Source organism: Streptomyces sp. NPDC047081 (assembly GCF_040643775.1).
Lineage (GTDB): Bacteria > Actinomycetota > Actinomycetes > Streptomycetales > Streptomycetaceae > Streptomyces.
In genome coordinates this window covers 1-21,469 of the sequence record NZ_JBEYUY010000054.1, presented here as the reverse complement: position 1 = coordinate 21,469, position 21,469 = coordinate 1, and the positions used below count along the sequence as shown (strand labels likewise).

The 21,469-nt window shown below is 69.4% G+C and carries 18 protein-coding genes and 1 pseudogene; 13 read left to right on the top strand and 6 right to left on the bottom strand.

Going from position 1 to position 21,469, the window contains the following annotated elements:
• Positions 1-4: 4 nt before the first annotated feature.
• A complete protein-coding gene (locus ABZ848_RS48070; protein ID WP_360843105.1) occupies positions 5-1,627 on the bottom strand; it encodes a carboxylesterase family protein in 1,623 nt (540 codons plus the stop codon).
• Positions 1,628-2,136: 509 nt separating this feature from the next.
• Between ABZ848_RS48070 and ABZ848_RS48065 the strand changes: the two genes are divergently transcribed.
• From ABZ848_RS48065 to ABZ848_RS48050, 4 genes and pseudogenes are all read left to right on the top strand, one after another.
• A complete protein-coding gene (locus tag ABZ848_RS48065) occupies positions 2,137-3,906 on the top strand; it encodes a tannase/feruloyl esterase family alpha/beta hydrolase (protein ID WP_360843065.1) in 1,770 nt (589 codons plus the stop codon).
• Positions 3,907-4,111: 205 nt separating this feature from the next.
• Positions 4,112-4,738, top strand: a pseudogene (locus ABZ848_RS48060) (AAA family ATPase); the annotation flags it as partial.
• A 427-nt stretch (positions 4,739-5,165) separates the two neighbouring features.
• Positions 5,166-6,008, top strand: a complete 843-nt coding sequence (locus ABZ848_RS48055) for a ribosome-inactivating family protein (protein ID WP_360843103.1) — start codon at positions 5,166-5,168, stop codon at positions 6,006-6,008.
• The gene (locus ABZ848_RS48050) at positions 6,005-6,757 is read left to right on the top strand and encodes a pectinesterase family protein (protein WP_360843101.1); all 753 of its coding nucleotides are present in this window, start codon (positions 6,005-6,007) and stop codon (positions 6,755-6,757) included. Before ABZ848_RS48055 ends, ABZ848_RS48050 begins: the two co-directional genes overlap by 4 nt.
• Before the next feature lie 90 nt (positions 6,758-6,847).
• On the opposite strand, the gene ABZ848_RS48045 is transcribed toward ABZ848_RS48050, so the two are convergent.
• Complete coding sequence (locus ABZ848_RS48045) at positions 6,848-8,281, bottom strand: PHB depolymerase family esterase (RefSeq protein WP_360843062.1); 1,434 nt, start codon at positions 8,279-8,281, stop codon at positions 6,848-6,850.
• 414 nt (positions 8,282-8,695) lie between these two features.
• On the opposite strand from ABZ848_RS48045, the gene ABZ848_RS48040 reads away from it, so the two are divergent.
• Positions 8,696-10,336: a subtype B tannase gene (locus ABZ848_RS48040; protein WP_360843059.1), complete on the top strand. Its 1,641-nt coding sequence runs from the start codon at positions 8,696-8,698 to the stop codon at positions 10,334-10,336.
• Positions 10,337-10,595: 259 nt separating this feature from the next.
• Here ABZ848_RS48040 and ABZ848_RS48035 read toward each other — a convergent pair whose 3' ends face one another.
• Genes ABZ848_RS48035 through ABZ848_RS48020 form a run of 4 tightly spaced genes read right to left on the bottom strand, consistent with a single transcriptional unit; the run spans position 10,596 to position 14,233 of the window.
• On the bottom strand, positions 10,596-12,032 hold the full coding sequence (locus ABZ848_RS48035) for an amidase family protein (protein WP_360843057.1): 1,437 nt from the start codon (positions 12,030-12,032) through the stop codon (positions 10,596-10,598).
• Positions 12,029-13,240 carry an MAB_1171c family putative transporter gene (locus ABZ848_RS48030; RefSeq protein WP_360843055.1) on the bottom strand — a complete coding sequence of 404 codons (1,212 nt, stop codon included), beginning with the start codon at positions 13,238-13,240 and terminating at the stop codon, positions 12,029-12,031. The genes ABZ848_RS48035 and ABZ848_RS48030 overlap by 4 nt, the downstream gene beginning before the upstream one ends.
• Entirely contained in the window at positions 13,237-13,767 is a 531-nt protein-coding gene (locus ABZ848_RS48025; protein ID WP_360843052.1) for a hypothetical protein, read from the bottom strand. Before ABZ848_RS48025 ends, ABZ848_RS48030 begins: the two co-directional genes overlap by 4 nt.
• Before the next feature lie 25 nt (positions 13,768-13,792).
• A complete protein-coding gene (locus ABZ848_RS48020; RefSeq protein WP_360843049.1) occupies positions 13,793-14,233 on the bottom strand; it encodes an XRE family transcriptional regulator in 441 nt (146 codons plus the stop codon).
• 1,079 nt (positions 14,234-15,312) lie between these two features.
• Between ABZ848_RS48020 and ABZ848_RS48015 the strand changes: the two genes are divergently transcribed.
• The 8 genes from ABZ848_RS48015 to ABZ848_RS47980 form a co-directional block, all read left to right on the top strand.
• On the top strand, positions 15,313-16,218 hold the full coding sequence (locus tag ABZ848_RS48015; RefSeq protein WP_360843046.1) for a helix-turn-helix domain-containing protein: 906 nt from the start codon (positions 15,313-15,315) through the stop codon (positions 16,216-16,218).
• A gap of 5 nt (positions 16,219-16,223) precedes the next feature.
• A complete protein-coding gene (locus ABZ848_RS48010) occupies positions 16,224-16,916 on the top strand; it encodes a hypothetical protein (RefSeq protein ID WP_360843044.1) in 693 nt (230 codons plus the stop codon).
• Positions 16,917-17,059: 143 nt separating this feature from the next.
• Positions 17,060-17,713 carry a WhiB family transcriptional regulator gene (locus ABZ848_RS48005; protein ID WP_360843041.1) on the top strand — a complete coding sequence of 218 codons (654 nt, stop codon included), beginning with the start codon at positions 17,060-17,062 and terminating at the stop codon, positions 17,711-17,713.
• Positions 17,714-17,727: 14 nt separating this feature from the next.
• Positions 17,728-19,332 (top strand): hypothetical protein, encoded by a 1,605-nt coding sequence (locus ABZ848_RS48000; RefSeq protein WP_360843038.1) that lies wholly within the window; start codon positions 17,728-17,730, stop codon positions 19,330-19,332.
• Entirely contained in the window at positions 19,329-19,520 is a 192-nt protein-coding gene (locus ABZ848_RS47995; RefSeq protein WP_360843035.1) for a hypothetical protein, read from the top strand. Before ABZ848_RS48000 ends, ABZ848_RS47995 begins: the two co-directional genes overlap by 4 nt.
• Before the next feature lie 164 nt (positions 19,521-19,684).
• Positions 19,685-19,852: a hypothetical protein gene (locus ABZ848_RS47990; protein WP_360843032.1), complete on the top strand. Its 168-nt coding sequence runs from the start codon at positions 19,685-19,687 to the stop codon at positions 19,850-19,852.
• Positions 19,853-20,142: 290 nt separating this feature from the next.
• Complete coding sequence (gene mobC / locus ABZ848_RS47985; protein WP_360843030.1) at positions 20,143-20,481, top strand: plasmid mobilization relaxosome protein MobC; 339 nt, start codon at positions 20,143-20,145, stop codon at positions 20,479-20,481.
• Positions 20,482-20,493: 12 nt separating this feature from the next.
• Positions 20,494-21,469: relaxase/mobilization nuclease domain-containing protein (locus ABZ848_RS47980; RefSeq protein ID WP_360843028.1), on the top strand; the 976-nt coding region annotated here is incomplete at its 3' end.

Below are 21,469 nucleotides of genomic sequence, written 5' to 3'. Positions count from 1 at the left end.
CGGGTCAGTAAGCGGTGGTCTGCGCTTCCAAATACTCCTTGAGGAAGGCGTACTTGGCGTCGCTGTCAGCCGCGGGGACCGCCGTGATGGCGTCGCCCAGTTCCATGGCCAGGGGCTTCGTCGTGCGCAGGGCGGGCCAGGCGGCGAGGCCCCGGCCGTTGGGGTTGCCGGTGGCCGCGAAGTGCGCCACGTAGGAGGACACGGTGTCGGCGATCGAGTAGTCCTCCTCGGTCCAGGGCCGGTCGGTGCCGGCCAGGCCGCCGAAGAGGTAGTACAGGTCGGACCCGTGGTAGGCGCCGGCCGACGCGGCGTCCTGGGCGGGCATGATCGGGTTGGTGGTGTCGGAGCCGGGCGGGGCGTGTGTCCACCAGTAGTTGTAGACCGGACTGCGGTTGCCGACCGTGTTCCGGAACTGGGTGCCCCACAGGAAGGTGGACACGCGCTCCTCGTCCCGGGCGTAGGCGTTGTACTGGGCCGCCGCCTCGGTGTCGGTGGTGGCCGGGTAGAGCTTGAGGAAGTCCGCGGCCTGGTCGCCGAACGTGGTGGTCGCGTACGCCTGGTACTGAGCGACCGTCATGGCCAGGGTGGGCGAGGCGCCGTTCTCGTCCTTGCTGTTGCCGGTGAGGACCGGGATGTCGTACTCGGTACGGGACTCCATGGCACCCGTGTAGGTGGTCGGCAGGACATAGCCGTCCAGGACGTTGCCGAAGTCGGTGCCCGCTGCCGGGGCACCCGGCGCGTACACCTTGGACACGATCTCGTCGGCGCTCAGCGCCCGCAGGTCGGCCAGCGAGGAGGCGCCCATGTAGGAGGCGAACGCGGTGCCGTTGGCCTCGGCGGCGGCCAACGTGTCGTAACCGCCCGCCACATGGCCGAGTGAGGGGTCCTTGGTGTACTGCACGCCGGAGGAGAGCAGTGCCCGGTGGAACAGGCCCCGCGCGAGCTTCGAGATCATGAGGATGTTGACGAACGAGGAGCCGTGCGACCAGCCCGCGAGGGTCACGCGGTCGGGGTCGCCGCCGAACGCGGCGATGTTGCGCCGGATCCACTTCAGCGCGGCCACGGTGTCCTGCGCGCCCCAGTTGCCCGAGCCGTGGCCCGTCTCGGCGCTCAGTTCGGGGTGGGCGAGGCTGCCGAAGGCACCGACGCGGTGGTTGAAGGTGACCACGATCGCGCCCTTGGCCGCGAGGTTCGCGCCGTCGTAGACCGGCTGGCCGGACCACATGGCGCTGTTGCGGCCGCCGTAGATCCACACGAAGACCGGTCGGCGCTCGCGCGAACTCGCCGCACCCGTCCAGACGTTGAGGTTGAGACAGTCCTCGCTCAACGGGGGCACCTTGTCGGCGTCGATCCCGGTGACTGGCTGGGGGCAGGCGGGACCCCAGGTGTCCGCCTTGCGGATCCCCTTCCATGACGGGGCCGGCTGCGGCGCGCGCCAGCGGTTCTCGCCGGCGGTGGAAGCCGCGTAGGGGATGCCCTTGTAGACCGTGATGCCGTCGAGGGCCGCCGGGACGCCGCTCACCAGTCCGGATTCGGTGCGTACCGCTCGGCCGGCGCCAGTGCGAGGGGCCGCGGACGCGGGCGCGGCGACCGTCCCGCCGAGCGCAGTGGCCGCGGCGACACCCACCGTAGTGCCAAGCAGCCGACGTCGGCCGAAGGTGACGCTGGTGGGGTGCGGTTGAGGGAGGTCTTGCAAGCTCAAAGGGTGCTCCCTGTCAAAAGGGAGCCGGGACGCCGGGTGGCTCCGGGCCCGGCCCGCATGGGAATGAGTGGCCTCATGTTGTGCTCGCCCCTCATCCGCCACAACAGCACCGGAGCGGACTCACAGTGTCGTCCGCGCATTCTCAGGTTGCTTGCCGCGCGGGTTGACACCGGGGGCGCTTCCCGGCACCGACAGAACCATTCACCTGCCACCGAAAGGATCGTCAACAATTTCGTTGACTTATCTTGCGTCGCCACTGATCGCGGGACTACGGTCCTCGGCGTACCGCCCCTGTGAAGCCACAGTTGCCAGGGGCCAGGTGTGGGCCGCGAGGTACGGCAGTGTGCTGTGGGACGAGCGGACCGAACGGGTCGCCTGCGCACACCGCATTGACGGTCACTCGCCTCGGCTCAGCGATCGAACGGAGACCGAGCATGCGTATGCTCCCCAGATGGTGCCGGTGGAAGTCCACCGCCTTCATGGCCACCCTGGCCGCCACCCTCGCCCTCGTGACCGGGGCGAGCCTCGCCCTCGTCGGCGCGACGACCGGCAGTGCGGCCACGTCCGGTTCCGCCACAGCGGTCAACGCGGCCACGACCACCTCCGGCATCGCGCCGACGATGTCGTGCTCAGGGGTGAGTTCCCTGGACCTGGCCGCCGCCGTGCCCGGCGTGCCGTTCGAGATCACCTCGGCCGCCGAAGTGGCCGCCTCGGACAACACGCTGGGCAACTGGGCGTACTGCAACGTGCAGGGCGTGATCGCCCCGCAGATCCACTTCCAGTTGCGCCTGCCTGAGACCGGCTGGCAGGCCAACTATCTCCAGCTCGGCTGCGGCGGACTGTGCGGCAACGTCAACACCGGCAACGTCGCCGCCTCCTACGGCTGCGTGCCGCTGACCGACGGCGCCTTCGCCGTCGGCTCCAGCGACGAGGGCCACTACCAGGGCGGCGGCCTCTTCTCCACCGACCCGAGCCTGCGCGCCGACTTCGGCTACAAGTCCGACCACCTGCTCGCCCAGGTCGCCAAGGTCCTCGTCAAGCAGTACTACGGCCAAGCCGCCACGCACTCCTACTTCGACGGCTGCTCGCAGGGCGGCCACCAGGCGCTGACCGAGGCCCAGCGCTACCCGACCGACTTCGACGGCATCGTGGCCGGCGCCCCGGCCAACAACTTCACCGCGCTGAACACCTTCTCGCACGCCTGGACCGCCCAGTCCGTCTACCTCAACGGCGGCCCGGCGACCATCACCAACGCCGACCTCGCGCCTATCCACGCCGCCGTCCTCAAGGGCTGCGGAGCACCCGCGGACGGGATCATCGCCGACCCGCTGGCCTGCACCTGGGACCCGGCCAGCATCCAGTGCAAGGCCGGTCAGACCTCCACCTCGGACGCGTACTGCCTGACCGCCGACCAGGTCACCACCCTGCGCCGGATCTACGCCGGCCCCACCGACGAACATGGCCAACTCCTCTACCCGGGCTACCAGTTGCGCGGCTCCGAGCTGAACTGGGCCGGCATCATCACGCCGGCCACCTCCACCGGAACCACCGGTGACCAGAACTTCGTCAAGGAGACCCTCCGCTACCAGATCTTCGACAGCCCCCAGCCGACGCTGACGTACAAGGACATCAAGTTCACCGCCGCGTACTACAAGAAGGTCATGGCGCCGAACGCGGGCATCTACGACGCCACCGACCCCGACCTGAGCGCGTTCAAGAAGGCCGGCGGCAAGCTGATCCTGTGGCACGGGCTCGGTGACCAGCACATCCCGGCCGTCGGAACGATGGCCTACTACAAGGCGGTTGAGAAGGTCATGGGCGGCGAAGCTGCCACCAAGAGCTTCGCGCGGCTGTTCCTGCTCCCCGGTGTCGCGCACTGCGGCGGCGGCCAGGGCCCGGACAAGCTCGACGCGCTCACCGCGATCACGGACTGGGTCACCCAGGACAAGGCCCCGGCGAGCCTGCTGACCAAGACGGTCGACAGTACCGGCAAGGTCACCTCCTCCCGCCCGACGTACCCCTTCCCGGCCGTCGCCAAGAACACCACGGGCGGCTCCTCGGACGACCCGTCCAGCTACACCCCGGTCAAGTCCACGGCCGAGGCCAACCTGACCCTGAACTGGCTCGGCTCCTTCCGCTCCGGCTACGAGCAGGTGGGCAACTGGGTCCACGGCAAGTGGGTGGTCAGCAAGGGCAAGGCGTGACCTGACCGCGATCGACCGCTCAGGCACCCCGTGCATGCCCTCGGCGCATGCACGGGGTGCCGTCTCGTGAGACTTCGATCACAGCGACCGTCTGAGGTTAGTCCGCTCGATAGTGTTTCGTCGCATAGATACGACTGTGTCCCGCCGTGGCTTCGAGCGCTGCGTGTCGTAGCAGTGCGCGGGCTCCTGGAAGGCGAGAGGGTACGTGACCGTTCAGGTGCCGCCCGCGGGCAATCTGCCCGCCGCCCTGACCACGTCCGTGGGGAGCCTCGCCGAGGTCCGCCAACACCTCAGGACGACGCGGCTGCTGGCGCTCACGGGTGCCGGAGGAGTGGGCAAGACACGGCTGGCGCTGGAGGTGGCCGCCGCGTCGGCGACGGACTTCGCCGACGGGGTGTGGCTGGTGGATCTTGCGCCGGTGGAGGAGACCGAGTCGATAGTGCACGCCACGGCGTCCACGCTCGGTGCCCCGGTCGCGGGCGCCGGGCCCCTCAGGGACCGGCTCACCTGGTTTCTGGCTCGCCGCAACGCGCTGATCGTGCTGGACAACTGCGAGCACGTCGTCGACGCGTGCGCCGATTTGGCCCATGCACTGCTGTCGGCCTCTCCCAGGCTCCGCATTCTGACCACGAGCCGCCAATCGCTGGGTCTCTGCGGCGAACACCTCTTCTCCGTCCCGACACTGTCACCGGCCGAGGCGGTTGAACTGCTGCGGGACAGGGCCGGCGCCGTACACCCGGCATTCGACGTCACCGACGCCAGCCTCGCCCAGGTTCTCCGGCTCTGCGCGGAGCTGGACGGTCTGCCCCTGGCCATCGAACTGGCCGCGTCCCGGCTGCGGACCCTCACCGTCGACGAGGCGCTGCGTCGGCTGGAGGACCGCTTCGGGCTGCTCGCGAACGGCAGCCGGGCCGCCCGCCCGCACCAGCGCACGCTCCGCGGTCTGATCGACTGGAGTCACGAGCTCTGCACCCCGGCCGAACGGCTGCGGTGGCACCGGCTGTCGGTCTTCCCCGGTGACTTCGGCCTGGACGCCGCCGAGGCCGTCTGCGCGGGCGACGGCATCACCCGCGACGAGGTGCTCGACCTCCTCGACCGGCTGGTCGTCCAGTCCGTCGTGATGCCGACTGAGCGCGGGGGCCGACCGCGCTACCGACTGCTGGAGACCATCCGCCAATACGACTTCTACCTGGCCGTTGGCGAGCGCATCGCAGACGACTGGTTCGACTCCGAGCAGCACACGAGTCCGGCCCAGTTGCGTGCCGAACACGCCCATCTGCGGGTTGCGTTGGAGCAGGGCGGCGACCCGCAGGCCATGCCGGCGCTGGCCGCCGCACTGCGCTTCCACGGGGACGCGACCGGGATCCGCACTTACGACCCCCACAACTTCGAGCCGGAGTCGGCTACGCGGCGGGGCCCTCGCACGAACCCTGGCGAACTACAACGACCTGGCACCGCAAGGCGCCACACGCGTCGGCATGCAACTCTCGCCGGCCGCCTTGAACACCGCTGTGCTGAGGCTCCAGGACGCCGAACAGAGCGGCGTCGGGCTCGTGGCGCAGTCGATCCTCCAGGTCATCATGGTCCTCGCCGAAGGACTGCGGTGGCGGGGCCAGGCGGCGCGGACGGCGCGGGCATGGGGCAGAGGCGAGGGCTACACCATCACCGCGTCCGACGCGGAGCACCACATCAACTGGGCGCTTCTGAGCCGGGCCGCGCTGGCCCTGGGCGTCGGTGTCGGCCTGGCTCTTTCGCCTTCGATCGAAGTCGGCGGCATCGTCTACGCGACCTCGGCCGCTCTCCAGGCGGCCCTGATGACGGCGTACCACTCGAACATGTCCGGCGCCGAGGGGCGAGGCCTGCTCGCCTCGGACTTCACCACCTACTGCGTCACGTCCGAGGGTCTGGGCGACTACCCGACCATCCAGGCCGCCGTCGACGCGGCTCCCTCGGACGGCGTCCATCGCACCATCTATCTCGCCAAGGGCACCTACGAAGAGGCCGTGGTCGTCCCGGCAAGCAAGAGCGATCTCTTCATCCTGGTGAGCCGGACAGTCTCGCCAACTACGTCGTCATCACCGCCGACCGGGCTCACGGCGTGATCAACCCCGCGACAGGCCAGCCGTACGGAACCCAGGGCAGCGCGGTGGTCACCGTCAAAGCCCCCCGCGTCGCCTTCGGCCGCATCACGATCCAGAACACCTTCGACCCGGCCAAGCACCCTGAGATCGACCAGTATTCGACCCAGGCCGTCGCCGTGGCCGCCGAGGGCGACCGGCAGACCTTCACCCAGTGCCGGATCGTCGCCCGCCAGGACACCGTCCTGTGCAAGTCACCGGTGGCGACGGCGGAGAACCGGCAGTACTTCGTCGGCTGCTACATCGAGGGCGCGATCGACTTCGTCTTCGGCAACGCCACCGCCGTCTTCGACCGGTGCAACATCGCGCTGCGCAACTGGGTCGGCGGCACGGTGCTGGCGCCGAACACCGACAAGAGCAGGAAGTACGGCATCCTCATCACCGGCTGTGAGATCTTCACCAACGGCGTGCCGGCGAACACGATGTACCTCGGCCGACCCTGGCACAACACGGCGGACGTCTCGCCCCAGGCCGTGGTCCGGGACACCGTCATCCACTCGGGCATCACGGCCGCGCACCCCTGGACCGACATGACCACGGACTACTCCTGGACCCAGGCACGGTTCAAGGAGTTCAACAGCACCGGCGACGGGGCGGGCAACGGCGCCAACGCCCCGCAGCTGACCGCCACGGAGGCCGCCGACTACACCGCCGAGAAGTACCTGGTCGGCACCGACAACTGGCAGCCGGTGTACCCGGGCCAGAGGCCGTAGATCGCCTACCCCTTCAGGTTCATCGGGCAACCGCCGTCCCCGCCCAACGGTTCGCCGAGGACCCGACAAGAAGGGTCCTCGGCGAGTTGCTCACTTCCTCTTCTGCTCGAAGAGCCAGTCCCGGATCCCCTCGATGGTGTAGGCGGCCCGCCAGGTACAGATGTGGTTGTCGACGGAGCTCTCCTCCAGGCCCGGCCACACCACCGTGCCCTTCTTCAGCGCCACGAAGTTGATCGGGGTCTTCTTGGCCCGCATCTGCGCGGCGTACGGGGCGAACTGACCGGGTGTGAGCTGACCGTCCCAGACCGCGCGGCTGATGTTCGCACCCTGCTTCTCCAGGGTGTCCATGATGCCGGTCATACCCGGGTAGGCCTGCTCGTCGCCCTGCGAGACGACGGCCCAGATCTTCTGCTTGGCCAGCGGCTTGACCTGGGTCAGGTCGTCCCACTGGCCGGCCACGAGGAACGAGGCGGCGAAGAGGTCGGGGTAGGTGAAGTCGAGCGCGATCGACGTGATCGTGCCGCCGGACTGGCCCGTGGTGTACAGCCGCTTCCTGTCGATGCTGTACTTGTCGGCCAGCGACTCGATCAGCCCCTTGATGGTCTTCAGGGCCTCCGCGTTGCCGTTGCTGCCCTCGTCGTCCTCGCTGGTGAACTGCGGGGCGAGGACGAAGCACTCGTGCTTGGCCTGCTCCGACTCGCTCGCCCAGACGACGGCACCGAGTCCCTGGGTCAGCGTGATGAGGGGGTTCGTGCTGGTCGTGCCGCCGTCGTGCATGAACAGCACCATGGGATACGACTTGGACTTGTCGTAGTTCTTCGGCACGAACAGGTTGTACTGGAGGGACCTGTCAGTGTCGGCGTCGGTGTACTTCAGCTGCTGGAAGTCGTCGACGACCAGGTTGTCGACCTTGCTGGTGGTGACGGCCGTGCTGTCCGCGGCGTAGGTGTCACCGTCAGTGGTCGTCACTGTGCCGACCTGGGTCACCTCGGCCACGGCGTCCTTCAGCGTGGGCCCCTGCATTCCGCCGCCCGGCCCGCCGGACGGACCGCCGGAGGGCGCTCCCGAGCCGGACGGCGACGGCGCGGCCGACGCGGAGCCCGAGGGCTGCTGCGAGGGCGAGGAGGACGAGGACGAACCGCCCGAGAACCCGTCCGAGTACAGGCGGGCCGCCTCGTCGAGGGGCGACAGCTCGATGATGACGTACTGACCGCTGGTCCCGTGCCCCGCCTTCGCCGCCGTCGTGTTGGCGTAGACGTTGGTGACGGTCCTGTCCGTGACCTTGAACGTGGACAGCGACAGCTTCGAGGCGTCGATCTCCTTGTCGTACTTCAGGGCCACGGCGGTGAGCTTCTGCCCGTCCCCGAATACCTCGGTGATGGCGGTGCCCTCGGTGACGTGGCCGGAGCTCGCGGCCAGTTGCGTCCCGGTCGCGCTGGTGCGCGCGGAACCGGAGGAGCACCCGGCGACGGCCGGAACTGCGGTTGCGGCCACGATCCCGGCAAGAAGGCTCCGGCGTTTCATCGACCTTTCTCCCTTCACACACCGACCCAATGGAGTTCGGCTCGTTTTATTCGCCCTGTCCAGAGCGTTTTGGTCTACTCAATTTCTCCTCTTGGGACCCTAGGACGCACGAGAGATGATCGTCAACAATATCGTCGACGCAGGTCACTCATTCACAGCCGACCAATAGATTCGGCGAACCAAACACCCCCCATGCCCCTTTTCGGCGTTCGCGAGCCATTACGGCATGCGAGTGATCGCCTGTGCGCCGGAGCAGCTATTCCTGTCGGTTACCCATGAGGCGATGTGGGCCCCCAATGAATCCGGGCCAGATCGTTGGCAGGATCGTCAACACCTCTCTACGGTCTCGGAAGCAGTTCGATCGGGCCCACAAGCACCCGCGAGCAGGCTCGACATACCGGAGAGGGCATCAAGGTGAAGCACAAGGCAATCAAGCGCAGGTCCGTCGTCCTGGGGATCGGTGCGACCGCCGGAGCCGCGGCGGTCGGCGGCATCGCCATCAGTGCGCAGGCGGCGAGTGACACCGCCTCCTCGTCCTCGTCGGACGACCTGGTCTTCGATCCGGACGGCTACACCGAGATCACGACCACCCTCACGGACACCGACGGCACCGACCACGACGTGACCTACCACTTCTGGAAGGCCATCACGTACGTCTCCAAGCCGGTCGACGAGACGTACCAGAGCCTGATCGTCAGCGTACCCGTCGAGATCGACGGCAAGTCCGTGGACGCGTCCAACGCCCCCATCGTCCTGTCCAACGTCATCGCCGGTTACGTCGAGTCCTCCGTGGCCACCGCCACCGGCATCGGCGGAGCCGCGATGACCGGGACACCCCCCACCGGAGGCGGCGGCCCCTCCGCTTCCGCTTCCGCGTCTGCGTCCGCCTCCCCAGCCCCGTCGGCCTCCGCCTCCGCGCCCGCCGGCGGTGGTGGGGGCGGTGCGACCGCCATGCCCTACATGGCGCTGTTGGCCGGGTACGTCGTCGTCGAGCCCGGTGCCCGGGGCCGTACGCTGACCAACTCCAGCGGCGAGTACTACGGCACGGCTCCCGCAGCGATCGTCGACCTCAAGGCCGCCGTGCGGTACCTGCGGTCGAACAAGGGCCGCATCCCGGGCAACACCGACCGGATCGTCTCGGTCGGCGTGAGTGCGGGTGGCGCTCTGTCCTCCCTGCTCGGCGCCTCCGGCGACAGCCCCCTGTACGACAAGCTCCTCAAGGAGATCGGCGCGGCCGACGCCTCCGACGCGATCTTCGCCACCGGAGCCTGGTGCCCGATCACCGACCTGGAGCACGCCGACGGCGCCTACGAGTGGAACTGGGGCACCAACGTCACCCAGTCCACCGGCAAGGTCGTCGACCAGACGGTCTCCAAGGACCTTCAGGCCCAGTTCGCCGAGTACCAGGCGAAGCTGAAGCTGCGCGGCCTGAACCACTTCGGCACCCTCACGGCCCGCAACTACGACGAGTACCTGGTCAAGCAGTACCTGGAGCCGTCCGCCACCAAGTACCTCGCAGAACTCTCGGACTCGGACCGCGAGACGTACCTGGCCGCCAACACCTTCATCACCTGGTCCGGCGGCAAGGCCACCTTCACCTGGGCCGACTACCTCACCCACGTCGGCGCGCGGAAGAAGACCACCCCGGCCTTCGACGCCTTCGACCTCTCGGCCGGCGAGAACAACGAGTTCGGCGCGGGCACCACCGAAGCCCGCCACTTCACGGCGTACGGCGCCAAGAACGACACCACCGGGCTGTCAACCAAGCGCGTGGCGAGCGACATCCCCGCCAAGCTCGACCTGATGAACCCGATGTACCACCTGGTGGAGAAGACCAACCCGAAGCGGACCAAGCACTGGTGGATCCGCCTCGGCACCAACGACACCGACACCTCGCACGTCATCTCCGCCAACCTCGCCGCCGCGGCCAACGGCCTCGGCGACCAGGTCAACCACCTCTACTACTGGGACCAGGGCCACGGCGCCAACATCGACCTGCCCGACTTCGTGGCCTGGGTCGCGGACGTCACGGGTTACAAGAGCGCGAAGAAGTAGCCCGTCGGGGCACCCACGCCCGCCGGCGTCCGGCCACGGCCGGACGCCGGCGGGCACATCGTCGGTCGACGCCGACGCTCCGCCCAATGACGCCGCGTCGCTCGCCGCCATGCAGCGCGACGATAGGGCCACTCGTCGAAGGCGCGGTGGTCCTCGCCAAACTGGACGCGGCCTATGAGGGGCCAGACAGCGAGCAGGTATGGGAGCGAGCCGCTCGTCGTTTTCCCGTGGCCGCGTCTTCGGGAAGACGGAAGTGCGGCTACTGCTCTCCTGAGTCGGGAATTCGCTGTGTAAGAGGAAACAACGTCTCGATTCGTTCCGCCATTTCGAGCAGAGCACGGTCCGCGTACGGCCGGCCAATGATTTGGACGCCGATGGGCAGGCCCTGGGGGGTCGTGGTCACTGGTACGACAAGGCTCGGGAGACCGACGTGACTGGTGAGGTTGGCCCAGCCGGTCTGGTCGAAGAAGCTCCGCTCCTGGCCGTCGACCGCAAGCGTGCGGCTGCCGACCGGGATCGCGGCCGTGGGTGCGGCTGGTGTGACCAGGATGTCGTGGTCAGTGAAGAACCGCTGCCAGTCTGATCGGAGTCGGGCGCGTTCCTCGTTCGCGCGCAGCCAGGAACGGTGTGTTTGGGTCCGCTGGCGGAGGAAGGTCGCGCGGGGGCTGGAGTCGTCGGCCTGCAGTTGTCGTGCGGCGGCGAGTTCGGCGGCAGCGGTTTCGTCGTCGGCCGTGGCCGTCGCTGTGGCGTACAGGAGCTGTTCGAACAGGCGCGTGGAGTTGGCGAAGTCTACGGGTCCGGGGGTGTGGCGGACTCGTGCTCCGGCTGTGGTCAGCGCTGCATCAAGGGCGGTGAGGGCTTGGGCGGTCGTCTGGTCGACGGGACAGTTCGGGTCCTCGGCCCAGATCGCAACGCGCAGTTGGTCGATGCTCGTGCTGGCCGTCGGTAGATCTGCACGCCAGGGTGTGCCCTCGGCTGGTGACGGCGTGATGAGTGCGGTGAGCAGCAGGTCGAGGTCGCGGGGGTGGCGAGCCAGGGGGCCGGGGGTGACCATGTCGCTGCTGGTGAGCCAGCCTGGTGGCCGGGGGATGTGGCCGCGGGCCGGGACGAGTCCGTGTGTCGGCCGCAGTCCGTACACCCCGCAGTAATGAGCCGGCAGGCGCAACGAGCCGGCAAGGTCGCTACCGAGGTCGGCGGGGGTGAGGTGGGCGGCGACCGCCGCGGCGGGTCCGCCCGAGGAGCCACCGGCCGTCCGCGCTGGGTCGTGCGGGTTGAGCGTGGCGCCGAAATGGGTGTTGTCGGTGTGGAGGTCCTGGCAGTAGGCGGGAGTGTTGGTCTTGCCCATGATCACCGCGCCCTGGTGGCGGAGCCGCGCGACCGCGTCGGCGTCCTGGTCGGGAACGTGGTCCGCCAGTTCCTCGGCTCCGCTGGCGGTGCGCAGTCCGGCCGTTTCGAAGCTGTCCTTGATGGTGATGGGGAGGCCGTCGAGGACCCCGACGGCCTCGCCGCGCGCGCGGCGCTCGTCGGCGGTGTGAGCGGCTTGCCGGGCCGCGTCGTCGTCGCGGGTGATGACAGCGTTGAACGCAGTGGCGTCGATTCGGTCGAGGTGGAGGTCGAGCAGCTCGCGGCTGGAGATCTCGCCACGGTCCAGGGCACGCAGTTGGACGTGGGCGGGCTGGCGGGTCAAGTCGGTCATGCGGAGGCTCGCTCGGGGTGGGGGGTGCGGGGACTTTGGTGGGGAAGGTGGCGGGCGACCGCGAGGAGGGCGTCGATGTCGTCCATGGGCCGGCTGGTGTCGGGGTCGGCATCGGCGAAGTCGGTCAGCTCGTCGGGGTGGGGACGCTCGCCCGTCTTGCGGGCGGCGATGCCGGCAAGTATCTGGTCGGCCGTGACAGCGGCGTTCAGTTCCTCGCCAGAGAGCCCTCGCGCTCTGTGGCGGGCCTCGCTGGCTTCACGGACGCCTACGTCGAGGTACTGGCGGATCGCGAAGCGGCCGTCGCGTATCTCGACCGCTCGCCGGTAGAGCTTGAACCCGATGGTGCGGGAGCTGCGGCGCTGGGCGGGGTCGCCCCGGTCGATCGGCAGGCGGATCTCGGGCGCCTCGCTGTAGAAGGCCAGCCACAGACGGCGCAGACGGTAGTGGCTGATGTGCTGCTTGAGCCAGTACCGGGCGCTCTCGGCCTGGTCGGTGATCGTGGGCACCAGCCAGCCGATGAGGGTGAGCATGGCGCCGACGTCGCCGCATGTCCAGGCGAAGTTCTCCCAGCCTCCCGTCAGAGAGGTGCCGAAGGCGCCGGCGATCACGTTGCCGGTCCGCACGCCGCTGTATCCGAAGGTGACGACGGCGCCCAGGGCGACAAGCCGCAGGCCGACGCGGACGGAGGTGCGCCTACTGCGCCGGGCCAGGCGCCAGCATCCGCGGGCGAGGAGCACCTCGCCGATCGTGTACGCGGTGACGTACAGGGTGAGGTACGCGGCGTACATGTTGTCGTGCGCGTAGTACAGGGTGAAGTCGATCGGCCTGGGCGCGCTGGGCGTGAGCAGGGCGAAGAGCCCGAGCAGCGCCGCGATCACCGCGAGGCCGGCGCCAAGCCAGGCCCTCGCTCTCCTGCGGGCGATCTCCGGGGGCGATCCCCAGTAGGTGAGGACCACCTGCTGGCAGGCGATCAGAGCGATCACGCAGCCCTGGGCCAGGGGAACGGACAGGTTCACGGTGCCCAGGACGCGGTCGAGGTAGTTCCACATCGGGGTGACGGAGAACAGGAACGACAGGCCCGACAGCAGGAAGACGGCCGCCAAGGCCACGGTGGCGGAGTCGCGGCGACGGGCGGGGATGTCCCGCAGCAGGCAGAGGAACCCCAGGACAGCGACCACGAGGCTGATCGGGTGCAGCAGATCCTTCATCGTCGGGCCTCCCGCCTGCGCAGCAGGGTGTGCGTGACCCGGTCCTGGACCGCGTCGCCGGAGGACTCGTCACTGCGCAGCCACCGGTCGATGATGCGGCGCTGCAAGAGCGAGGCGAGGAGCTCAGCCTGATGCTCCTCGGCCTCGTCGTACTTGGTCCGCCCCAGCATCATCTGCACGACAGCCAGGTCCACGGTGGTGACGAAGGCCGGCACCAACGCGGACAGCGGGCGGGTCTTGTAGTGGCCGCACAACAGGTGCATGAACTCGTGAGCGATGATCTGATCTTGATGCAGCAGGCTGGTCAGCGGGTCGTAGAACACGTAGATGACCGCCTCGAGAACGGCACATGCCCCGCAGATCGAAGGCACCTGCTCTCGCGGCTCCAGGATCACCTCACGGCCCGTGCGACGAGAGACCTCGTCCCGCAGGTCTCGGACGCTTGTAACGGGAGGGAGTTCCAGGGCAGCCAGTGGGTCATCCTGGCGCCATCTACCCGTGGACCACATTTTCGTTTCCTTGATCATTTCCTGAACTGGACCAGGAATGGGGCTAGTTGGAGGGCGGGAGCCCCTCCATCTTTCGTACGCCGTCAACGAGACCGAGAACCGCTTCCTTTCCGTCCGCCGATACGTCGGACAGGCGAAGGAGTACGTTTTTGATCTTGGAATCGCGGAGCAATTCCAGCAACTTCAGTTCCTCCGCGGTCTTTTCGGCGACTTCATCGTCGAACCAATAGGCGGCGGGCACTCCGAAAAAGCTTGCCAGGGCTTCGAGATGACGCTTCGTCGGATTGTCGCGGCGGCCGGTGCGCAGCATCCAGAGGTAGGTGGACGTCACGGTTTCGAGCCCGCGCTCGGCCATCAGCTCGGCCACTTCGGAGTTGCTGTACGGGCCGCGGCCAGGCGGATGCACCACTTCAAACAGGCGGTTGAGCCGGTCACCGAGCTTCTTCGCGTGAAGGCTCGCCGGCTCCTCTGCTGGCTCTTTCATGATCCTTTCCAAGGTGCGTGGCTTAACGGGGGTTGGGCCACTGTACTCCGCGATTAACACGAGTTGACGCACCGATCTTGCGTATGGAAAGTTCTACCTCGCAAACGCTCTCGGCGTTTGCACGTCCAGCGTTCGGGATGGTCTGTCCGTTTCTACCGATAGGTATGCATGACGTGCGTGACACGTATCACCTTCAGCTGGCGTTATTAGGTTCACCTGTAATTGCAAGACGAATTTGATCTTCGGATGGAAGGCGCGGAGGCGACATTGGGACCGCTCGATCCCGTTCGCGATGCCCGCGCGGGTAATCCCGTGAGGGCATTCGAGCATCGCGGTGCGCGGCCAGTAATCGCCATACTCACGGACGAACGGCTGTCGCCGTGCGGCCGGGCCCGCACCGGATTGACGCGGCCTTCTGCGCCGACGGTGTGGGGCGCGTCCCTCACTGTGACCGCCTGCACCGCCGACGCCAGCCAGCGGTTCGCCACTGTGCCGGGTTGTGACATGGGGCACGCGGGGGGCGCTATGAGGGTCATCTCCGCGTACGTCGAGGCGATCAACCTGCTGCCTGCGTCACGGCCCGCCGCCTCCGCCCGTCGGCGAAGATGCCATCGCCGTCCGGCGCGACTTGTAGAGAGTCCTTTAGCAAGGTCTGGATCTTGCCGCAGGTCCTGCATATGTTCGTCGTCCCTCGCCGGGCTCCCCGCCCGGCGGCAGACGACGCCAGGAGCCATATGCGGAACCGCGATCCAGCCGGGTGAGATAGCCCCGAACACAGCGACGGCGCCCAGGGAGCGGTAACTCCCGGACGCCGAACGCCCAATGGCACTCCTGCCCCGGCAAGGGCGGAGATTCACCCACCTTCACCGCACCGGCCCTTTCCACGGGGCACACCGGCGCGGGTTTCACCACGGAGGAGAGTCCCACATGCCGCCTGCCCTGCGCAAAGGGCCGGTGCCCCCGGCTCGCGCGGCAGCCGTCCCCGTTTCACAGCCCGATTCCCTGCACGCGCACCGGCCTCCCGGCGTCCTCGCGCCGGACCCTGCCCCCGGCACCCGCCCCGCGTGGGCGGTGGACCGATGAGCCGCGAGGCCCGCGAATGGGCGTGGGAGCACAGCGCCAGTCGCGGAAACGCGCGCCTGGTCCTGCTGTCGATCGCCGACCGGATCCCCGACGAGCAGTGCGTCGCCTGGGCGTCCCTCACCTCGCTGATGAAGCGTACGAACGCCAGCCGCAACGCCGTACGCGGAGCCATCACCGCGCTGGCCGACGTCGGCGAGCTGGTGGCGCTTGACGACCTCGGCGGCCCGCAGCACAGCACGGTCTACCGGCTGCCGCGCGCCGCTGCGTGGCTGGCCAAGGTCGCGGCGGCCCGCAAGGACGATCCCCAGGCGTACGTCGAGCCCGCGACCGCGTCCGATCCGGTGCCCGAAGTGGACATCGAGCGGCTGCGCAAGCACGGCATCTGGCCGACGGCCGGGTCGGAATCCGACCCCTGTCGTCAGGATCTGACCGGGTCGGAATCTGCACCCCCTCGTCAGAAGCTGACCCCTCCCCGGGTCGGAATCCGACCCCCCTCCGGGTCTGAACCTGACCCCCAGAACCGTAGTGAACCGAAGGTGAACCGTAGGTACAGCAGCAGTGGCGCCGCTGGCCTCACCATCGCCTCGGACTGGCAGATCGATGACGCGAGCCTGTCCTGGGCCGAGCAACAGGGTCATCTCGACCGCCTCGGCGAGCACGGTCTCCAGGCCGCTGACGCGAAGTGGCGCCACCACCGCGCCACCTGGAGCCCTCGCCCCGCATACGTCTGGGCTGCCGACTGGCGGTCCTGGATCGCCCGCGAGCACAGCCCCACCCCCCAGCGCCCGAACCTCTATGCCCTGCCCGGCGGCACCCCCGCGCCGCAGGCCGGCATGACCCGCACCGAGGCGCACATGGCCGCGCTGAAGGCCGCCCTCGACGAACCGACTGGAACGGAGTAACTACCTTGGACCGCCGTGAAGTTGCTGCCGTGCTCACCTACGTCGGCCGCTTGGACCCGCGCACCATCCGCACCGATGCGGGCGAGGCCCGCGACCAGCTCGCCATGTGGCACGAACTGCTCGGCGACGTCCCGATGGCCACCGGCCAGGGCTGGGACGTCCGCGAGATCGTCCGCAAGCGCATCGTGATGTCGCCGTACCCGATCCTGCCGGCCGACGTGGCCCGCGAATGGCAGGCGCACCGCCGCGACCGGCTGGCCCGGCACACCGACCCGACCCCCATGGCCGACCCGGACCATCCGCGAGTCTGGCGGGCCGAACTGCTCGCGGCCCGCGACGCCGTGGCTGCCGGGCAGGCCGCCCCCTCCCCGCACCGCGGGATCACCACAGGCCGACACCGAGCAGGGCTCAAGGACCAGCTGGCCGCCGTCGGTTCCTACATCCCGCCCGCTGTGCGCGCCGAGCTGGCCCCCTACCGCCCGGCCCGCGCCGCCCGCGAATCCGCCCTCGCCGACGGAGGCCCCGACGTCCTCGGCGTGCCGTGCGAGTGGTGTCACGCCGACAAGGGCGAGCCCTGCCGCCGCCGGCGGATCAGCCTCGACGGCACCGCGCGGGGCAGCGCACCGCGCGCCACGGCCCATCCCGGCCGCATCGAGCGCGCCCAAGCTGTGCAGGCCCGACAGGAATCCGCCGCCTGACCGCCTCCCCATCTCTATCGAAACGTTCCGCCTGCCGTACGGCCCCACCCCGTACCCGAGCCTCCTCGCCGCCACGACGCCGCGCCCCGTCCGCCACCGGTGCGCGTGCCCCGCGCCCGACGAGGCGACTTCCGGAGACTGCCTTGCGCCACATCACCACCAACGACACCCCCACCCCCACGATTAGGGGCATCGCCGACCACAGCTGGCAGGAACGCGGCCGGTGCCACGACCTGCCGGCCAAGGAGATCGACGAGCTGTTCTTCCACGCGGCCCGCGATCGCGCGGCCATCGACGCGGCCAAGGCGATCTGCGGCAGCTGCCCGGTGAAGAAGGCGTGCTTCGACTACGCCCTCGACAACGAGATCCGCCAGGGCATGTGGGGCGGGCTCACCGAGGACGAGCGCCGCCCCTGGCACGCCCGGGTCAACAAGCGTCTGGACTACGCCCGGGTCAAGGCCGCGTTCGAGGGGCGCGACGTCCACCTCAGCGACGCCGAGCGCGACGCCGTCACGCGCCACGCCTACGTCCGCGGCTGGAGCCCCGAACGCCTCGCCTACGCCTTGCGGCTCGACAACCTTGACTGGGCGCGCGACCTGATGCGCAACGCCGCGCACGCCGTCGCCGACCGCGATCGCTACTGGGGCCAAGCCGAACCGGAAAAGACCTCCGACGAGGAGTGCGCCGCGGCCGAAGGTGCTTCGGATGAGTACGCCGAGGACGCCGTCTCCCCGGTGCAGGTGCCCCGCCAGGCGCAGACCCACGCCCTGATCGCCGCTCTCCGAAAGGCCGCATGACTCACCTCACTGCCATGCCCTCCCTTCCTTCCGGCGTCGAGCCTGTCCACCTCGTCGCGGCCGTCGGCGTGCTCGCACTGGTGCTGGCGGGATGGTCGGTCCGGCGCAACCGGACCCGGGCGGGCAGCCCGCGCGCCGGCACTCCCGCGGTCTGGGTCGCTGCCCTCGCCGCGCTCAACTGCACCGCCTACAGCGCCGACACCAGCTGGCGGTTCGCCGCCGACTACCTCGACATGGCCGGAACGGTGGAGCGGGCCATGATGTTCAGCGCGGCCGAGCTGGCGCTGTTCGCGACCGCGCTGATGGCCCGCCAGAACCTCAAGACCCAGGGAACTCCCGGCCTGCCGGGCGGCGTGGTCTGGGTGATCACCGGGGTGCAGGTCATCCCGGCGTATGCCGAGTCGGGCACGGTGGGCGGCACCGTGCGGGCCTTCGTCGGCCCGGTCATGGCGGCGATGCTGTGGCACCTGGCCATGGGCATCGAACTGCGCCTGCACAAGCCGGACGCCGCCTCGCACGGACTCATGTCCACGCTCGGACGCGAAGTACGGGAGCGTCTCCTCTCGCGCCTGGGCATCGCCACCCGCAATCGCGATGCCGCGCAGATCACCAAGGACCGCGCGACCCGACGGGCCGTGGCACTCGCCTCCCAGCTGGCCTCGGTGCCCGAGGAGGACCGTGAGAAGGGCCGTGGCCGCCGCATCACCCGTCGGCTCCAGTCGGCTCTCACACGGTCCGGCGTCGGCACCGATGCCACCCAGCGCCGTGCGCTGCTGGAGCAGCTGGCCGCCCGCCGGTACGCCACGGAACTCGCCACCGTGGCCCTGCCGTCACCCTGGAGTCGGCCCGGGCCTGACGGGTACGCCGGGTCAGGGGACCGGTCCCCTGTCTCCGCGTCGGTGGCGACTGGCTCGGTGAACGGGACGCAGGCCGAGGTGAGTACGGTCCCCGACGTTCGTCCCCGAAACACCTCATCGATCGGCGACCGGGCCGACGGGAACAGTAGGGAACCGGGGACGGGACACGAGCCCGACGGGGACCGTCTCCGCCCGGACTCGGTCGGCAACGGGGACCGAGCCGCCGAGTCCGGCTCGGTCGGGCTGGACGAGAGCCAAGAGGCGGCGATCGGGGACCAGGACACGGTGCCCGCCAGGACCGAAGAGCCCGACGACGACACGAGCGGCTTTGCCGACAGCGTGCACGAAGCCGCTGCTCAGAGGGGCACCAGCCCGTCCCCGGCGACCGTCTCCACCGGGGACGGGGACCGGGAACACCCGGATACCGCTACGGGGACGGAGCCCGTCGGGGACCGTCCCCACACGGTCCCCGTACGGCGAACCCCGAAGGCGAGTGTGTCCCGGAACCGACCGCGCGGTGGTCAGTCCGCACGGTCCCGGAAGCAGCCGAATCTGAGCGTCGAGGAGATGGTCGAGCGGGTCCGTCCCCACGTGCCCGCGCTGCTGGAGCGCGACGGAAACGAGTCCCTGACCCGGGTTCAACTTCGTGAAATCCTCCGTACCCAGCAAATCCGGGGAGGACGAAACGAGCGTCTGACACCGGTTCTGCAGCGGCTCCGCGACGAGGCAAGGAGCAGCACGGCAGGGGGTACGGGCCTATGAAGACCTGTCAGCGCTTCGCGCACATCAAGTCCGGCTTCGAGCGGGACATCCGCCGCCTGCGCGGTCACGCCGAGGGTCACCAGGGATCCGGGTCAGCCAAGACCAGCGCCAAGAACGCCTTCTCGCTGAAGCGGAACATGGCGCGGGCCTTGAACCGGCACCTCGATCGCTGCCCCGAATGCGGTTGACTCCATCAAATAAGCAGGTCAGGAGCCTGTTGCCGTCATTCCGCCCGCGGCCCAGCCGCGGACGGGCCGCCGCCCCCGCACCGGAGGGATCCCTCATTCCTGTCCGTCACCCGCGTACTCGCGCACCGTCCACCGCCGAGGCCGCCGCCTGGGCGGAGGCACTCGTGCGCCACCAGCTGCTGCACATCGCCGTGCTAACCCCCAGTGGCCAGTGGCTCGTCCAGCACCTCCCCGAATCCCCCGTACAACTCCTCGACGGACCGACCGCCCTGGTCGATCTCGCCGCCGACATCCAGCACCGCATCCGCACCACGAGGAACCGCACCCGATGACAGACCCGACGACAACCTCCGCCCCCGCGACGGGTGAGCCGGAAGCCAACTCCTCTTCACCGCGAGCAAGTTATCCGCCAAGACCGTCTTCCCCGTTGGGGAAGACGGCCTCGGCAGAACCCGCCCCGGGGGTGGCGGGAGCGGACCGGCACCGGGGGGCGCAGGTCCGAGAGGCGGCGACCGAGGGCGGATCGCAGCCGGGGAAGCAGTCTGCGCGCCGCACGCGGCGCGCCCCGCAGAAGACCGTACGAAAGCGCTCGCCGAGATCCGGCGGCGAAAAGCGCGTTCACGTGTGCTACGTCCGCCTCAACGACCGTGAGAAAGCCGTCCTCACCGCTGCTGCCGCGGCGGCCCGAGCGAGTTTGCCCGCGTTCCTCGCCCGCAGCGGCCTCGCCGCCGCCCAGGATCTCGACAACACCGCCGCCGCCATCGCCGGACGGCGGGAAACGGTCTCGGAGTTGTTCGCTGCCCGCCGGCACCTCAACCAGGTGGGCAACAACCTCAACCAGGTCGCGAAAGCCGTCAACTCCGGTGCGTGGCCTGCCGAGATGGACGCCGTCATCGCCGCCACCCGCCGTGCCGTGCAGCGCGTCCAGGACGCCACCGACCAACTCCTGCGCCAGAGCTGAGACCCGACCGGCATGATCCCCAGGATCCACAAGCGCGGCAAGCGCACCATCGGCCTCCTGTACTACCTGTACGGACCGGGCACCCACGAGGAGCACACCGATCCACATCTGGTCGCGTCCTGGGACAACAGCGCCCCTGATCCCGGCCGCGACGACACGGCCACGCACGCTCAGCTCCAGCGACTGCTTGACCAGCCCGTCGAGAACATCGATCCGAGCCGGCGACCGAAGAAGCACGTCTGGCACCTGTCCGTACGCAACGCCGCCGAGGACCGCATCCTGACGGACGAGGAATGGGGCGACATCGCCCGGCGCATGGTCGCCGCCGCCGGCATCGACGACCCGAACGAGGGTGCAGGCTGCCGCTGGGCTGCCGTCCGGCACGCCGACGACCACATCCACATCGTCGCAACCCTCGTTCGCGAGGACGGCTACAAGCCCGAACTCGACGGTGATGCCCATCGAGTCCAGGCCGAAGCCCGTCTCCTGGAAGCCGAGTTGGGGCTGCGCCGCCTCAACCAGGGCGACGGCACCGCCGCACGGCGGCCCACCAGCGCCGAACGGCACAAGGCCGAACGTCAGGGCAGGGAGCGGACCGCGCGCGAGGAACTGCGGGAAACCGTGCGCCGCGCGGCGGCCGGCGTCGTCGGCGAGCAGGAGTTCTTCGACCGCCTGGCCGCCGCCGGCCTGCTGATCCGCCAGCGCACCGCGCCCTCCGGCGACCTGCTCGGCTACACGGTCGCGCTGCCCGGAGACCGCAACGCCGTCCAAGAGCCGATCTTCTATTCCGGCTCCACCCTCGCACCCGACCTCTCCCTGCCCCGCATCCGCGAACGGTGGTCAGCCCACGCCTCGGGCAACGACACCGCCACGGAACGCTCCACCGGTACTGCGCGCATCAGCCCGTCGGGGGGGGGGGGGCGGGGGGCGCCCGCGGCCCCGCCGGCGGCGCGCGGCGGGCGCCACGCCCCCCACCGGGCCGGCCCGG

Coding starts and splice junctions, on each gene's coding strand:
- ABZ848_RS48015 (WP_360843046.1), top strand. CDS start 15,313: ATGAGCCGCGAGGCCCGCGAATGGGCGTGGGAGCACAGCGCCAGTCGC.
- ABZ848_RS48045 (WP_360843062.1), bottom strand. CDS start 8,281: ATGAAACGCCGGAGCCTTCTTGCCGGGATCGTGGCCGCAACCGCAGTT.
- ABZ848_RS48020 (WP_360843049.1), bottom strand. CDS start 14,233: ATGAAAGAGCCAGCAGAGGAGCCGGCGAGCCTTCACGCGAAGAAGCTC.
- ABZ848_RS48000 (WP_360843038.1), top strand. CDS start 17,728: ATGCCCTCCCTTCCTTCCGGCGTCGAGCCTGTCCACCTCGTCGCGGCC.
- ABZ848_RS48025 (WP_360843052.1), bottom strand. CDS start 13,767: ATGATCAAGGAAACGAAAATGTGGTCCACGGGTAGATGGCGCCAGGAT.
- ABZ848_RS48035 (WP_360843057.1), bottom strand. CDS start 12,032: ATGACCGACTTGACCCGCCAGCCCGCCCACGTCCAACTGCGTGCCCTG.
- ABZ848_RS48030 (WP_360843055.1), bottom strand. CDS start 13,240: ATGAAGGATCTGCTGCACCCGATCAGCCTCGTGGTCGCTGTCCTGGGG.
- ABZ848_RS47995 (WP_360843035.1), top strand. CDS start 19,329: ATGAAGACCTGTCAGCGCTTCGCGCACATCAAGTCCGGCTTCGAGCGG.
- ABZ848_RS48065 (WP_360843065.1), top strand. CDS start 2,137: ATGCGTATGCTCCCCAGATGGTGCCGGTGGAAGTCCACCGCCTTCATG.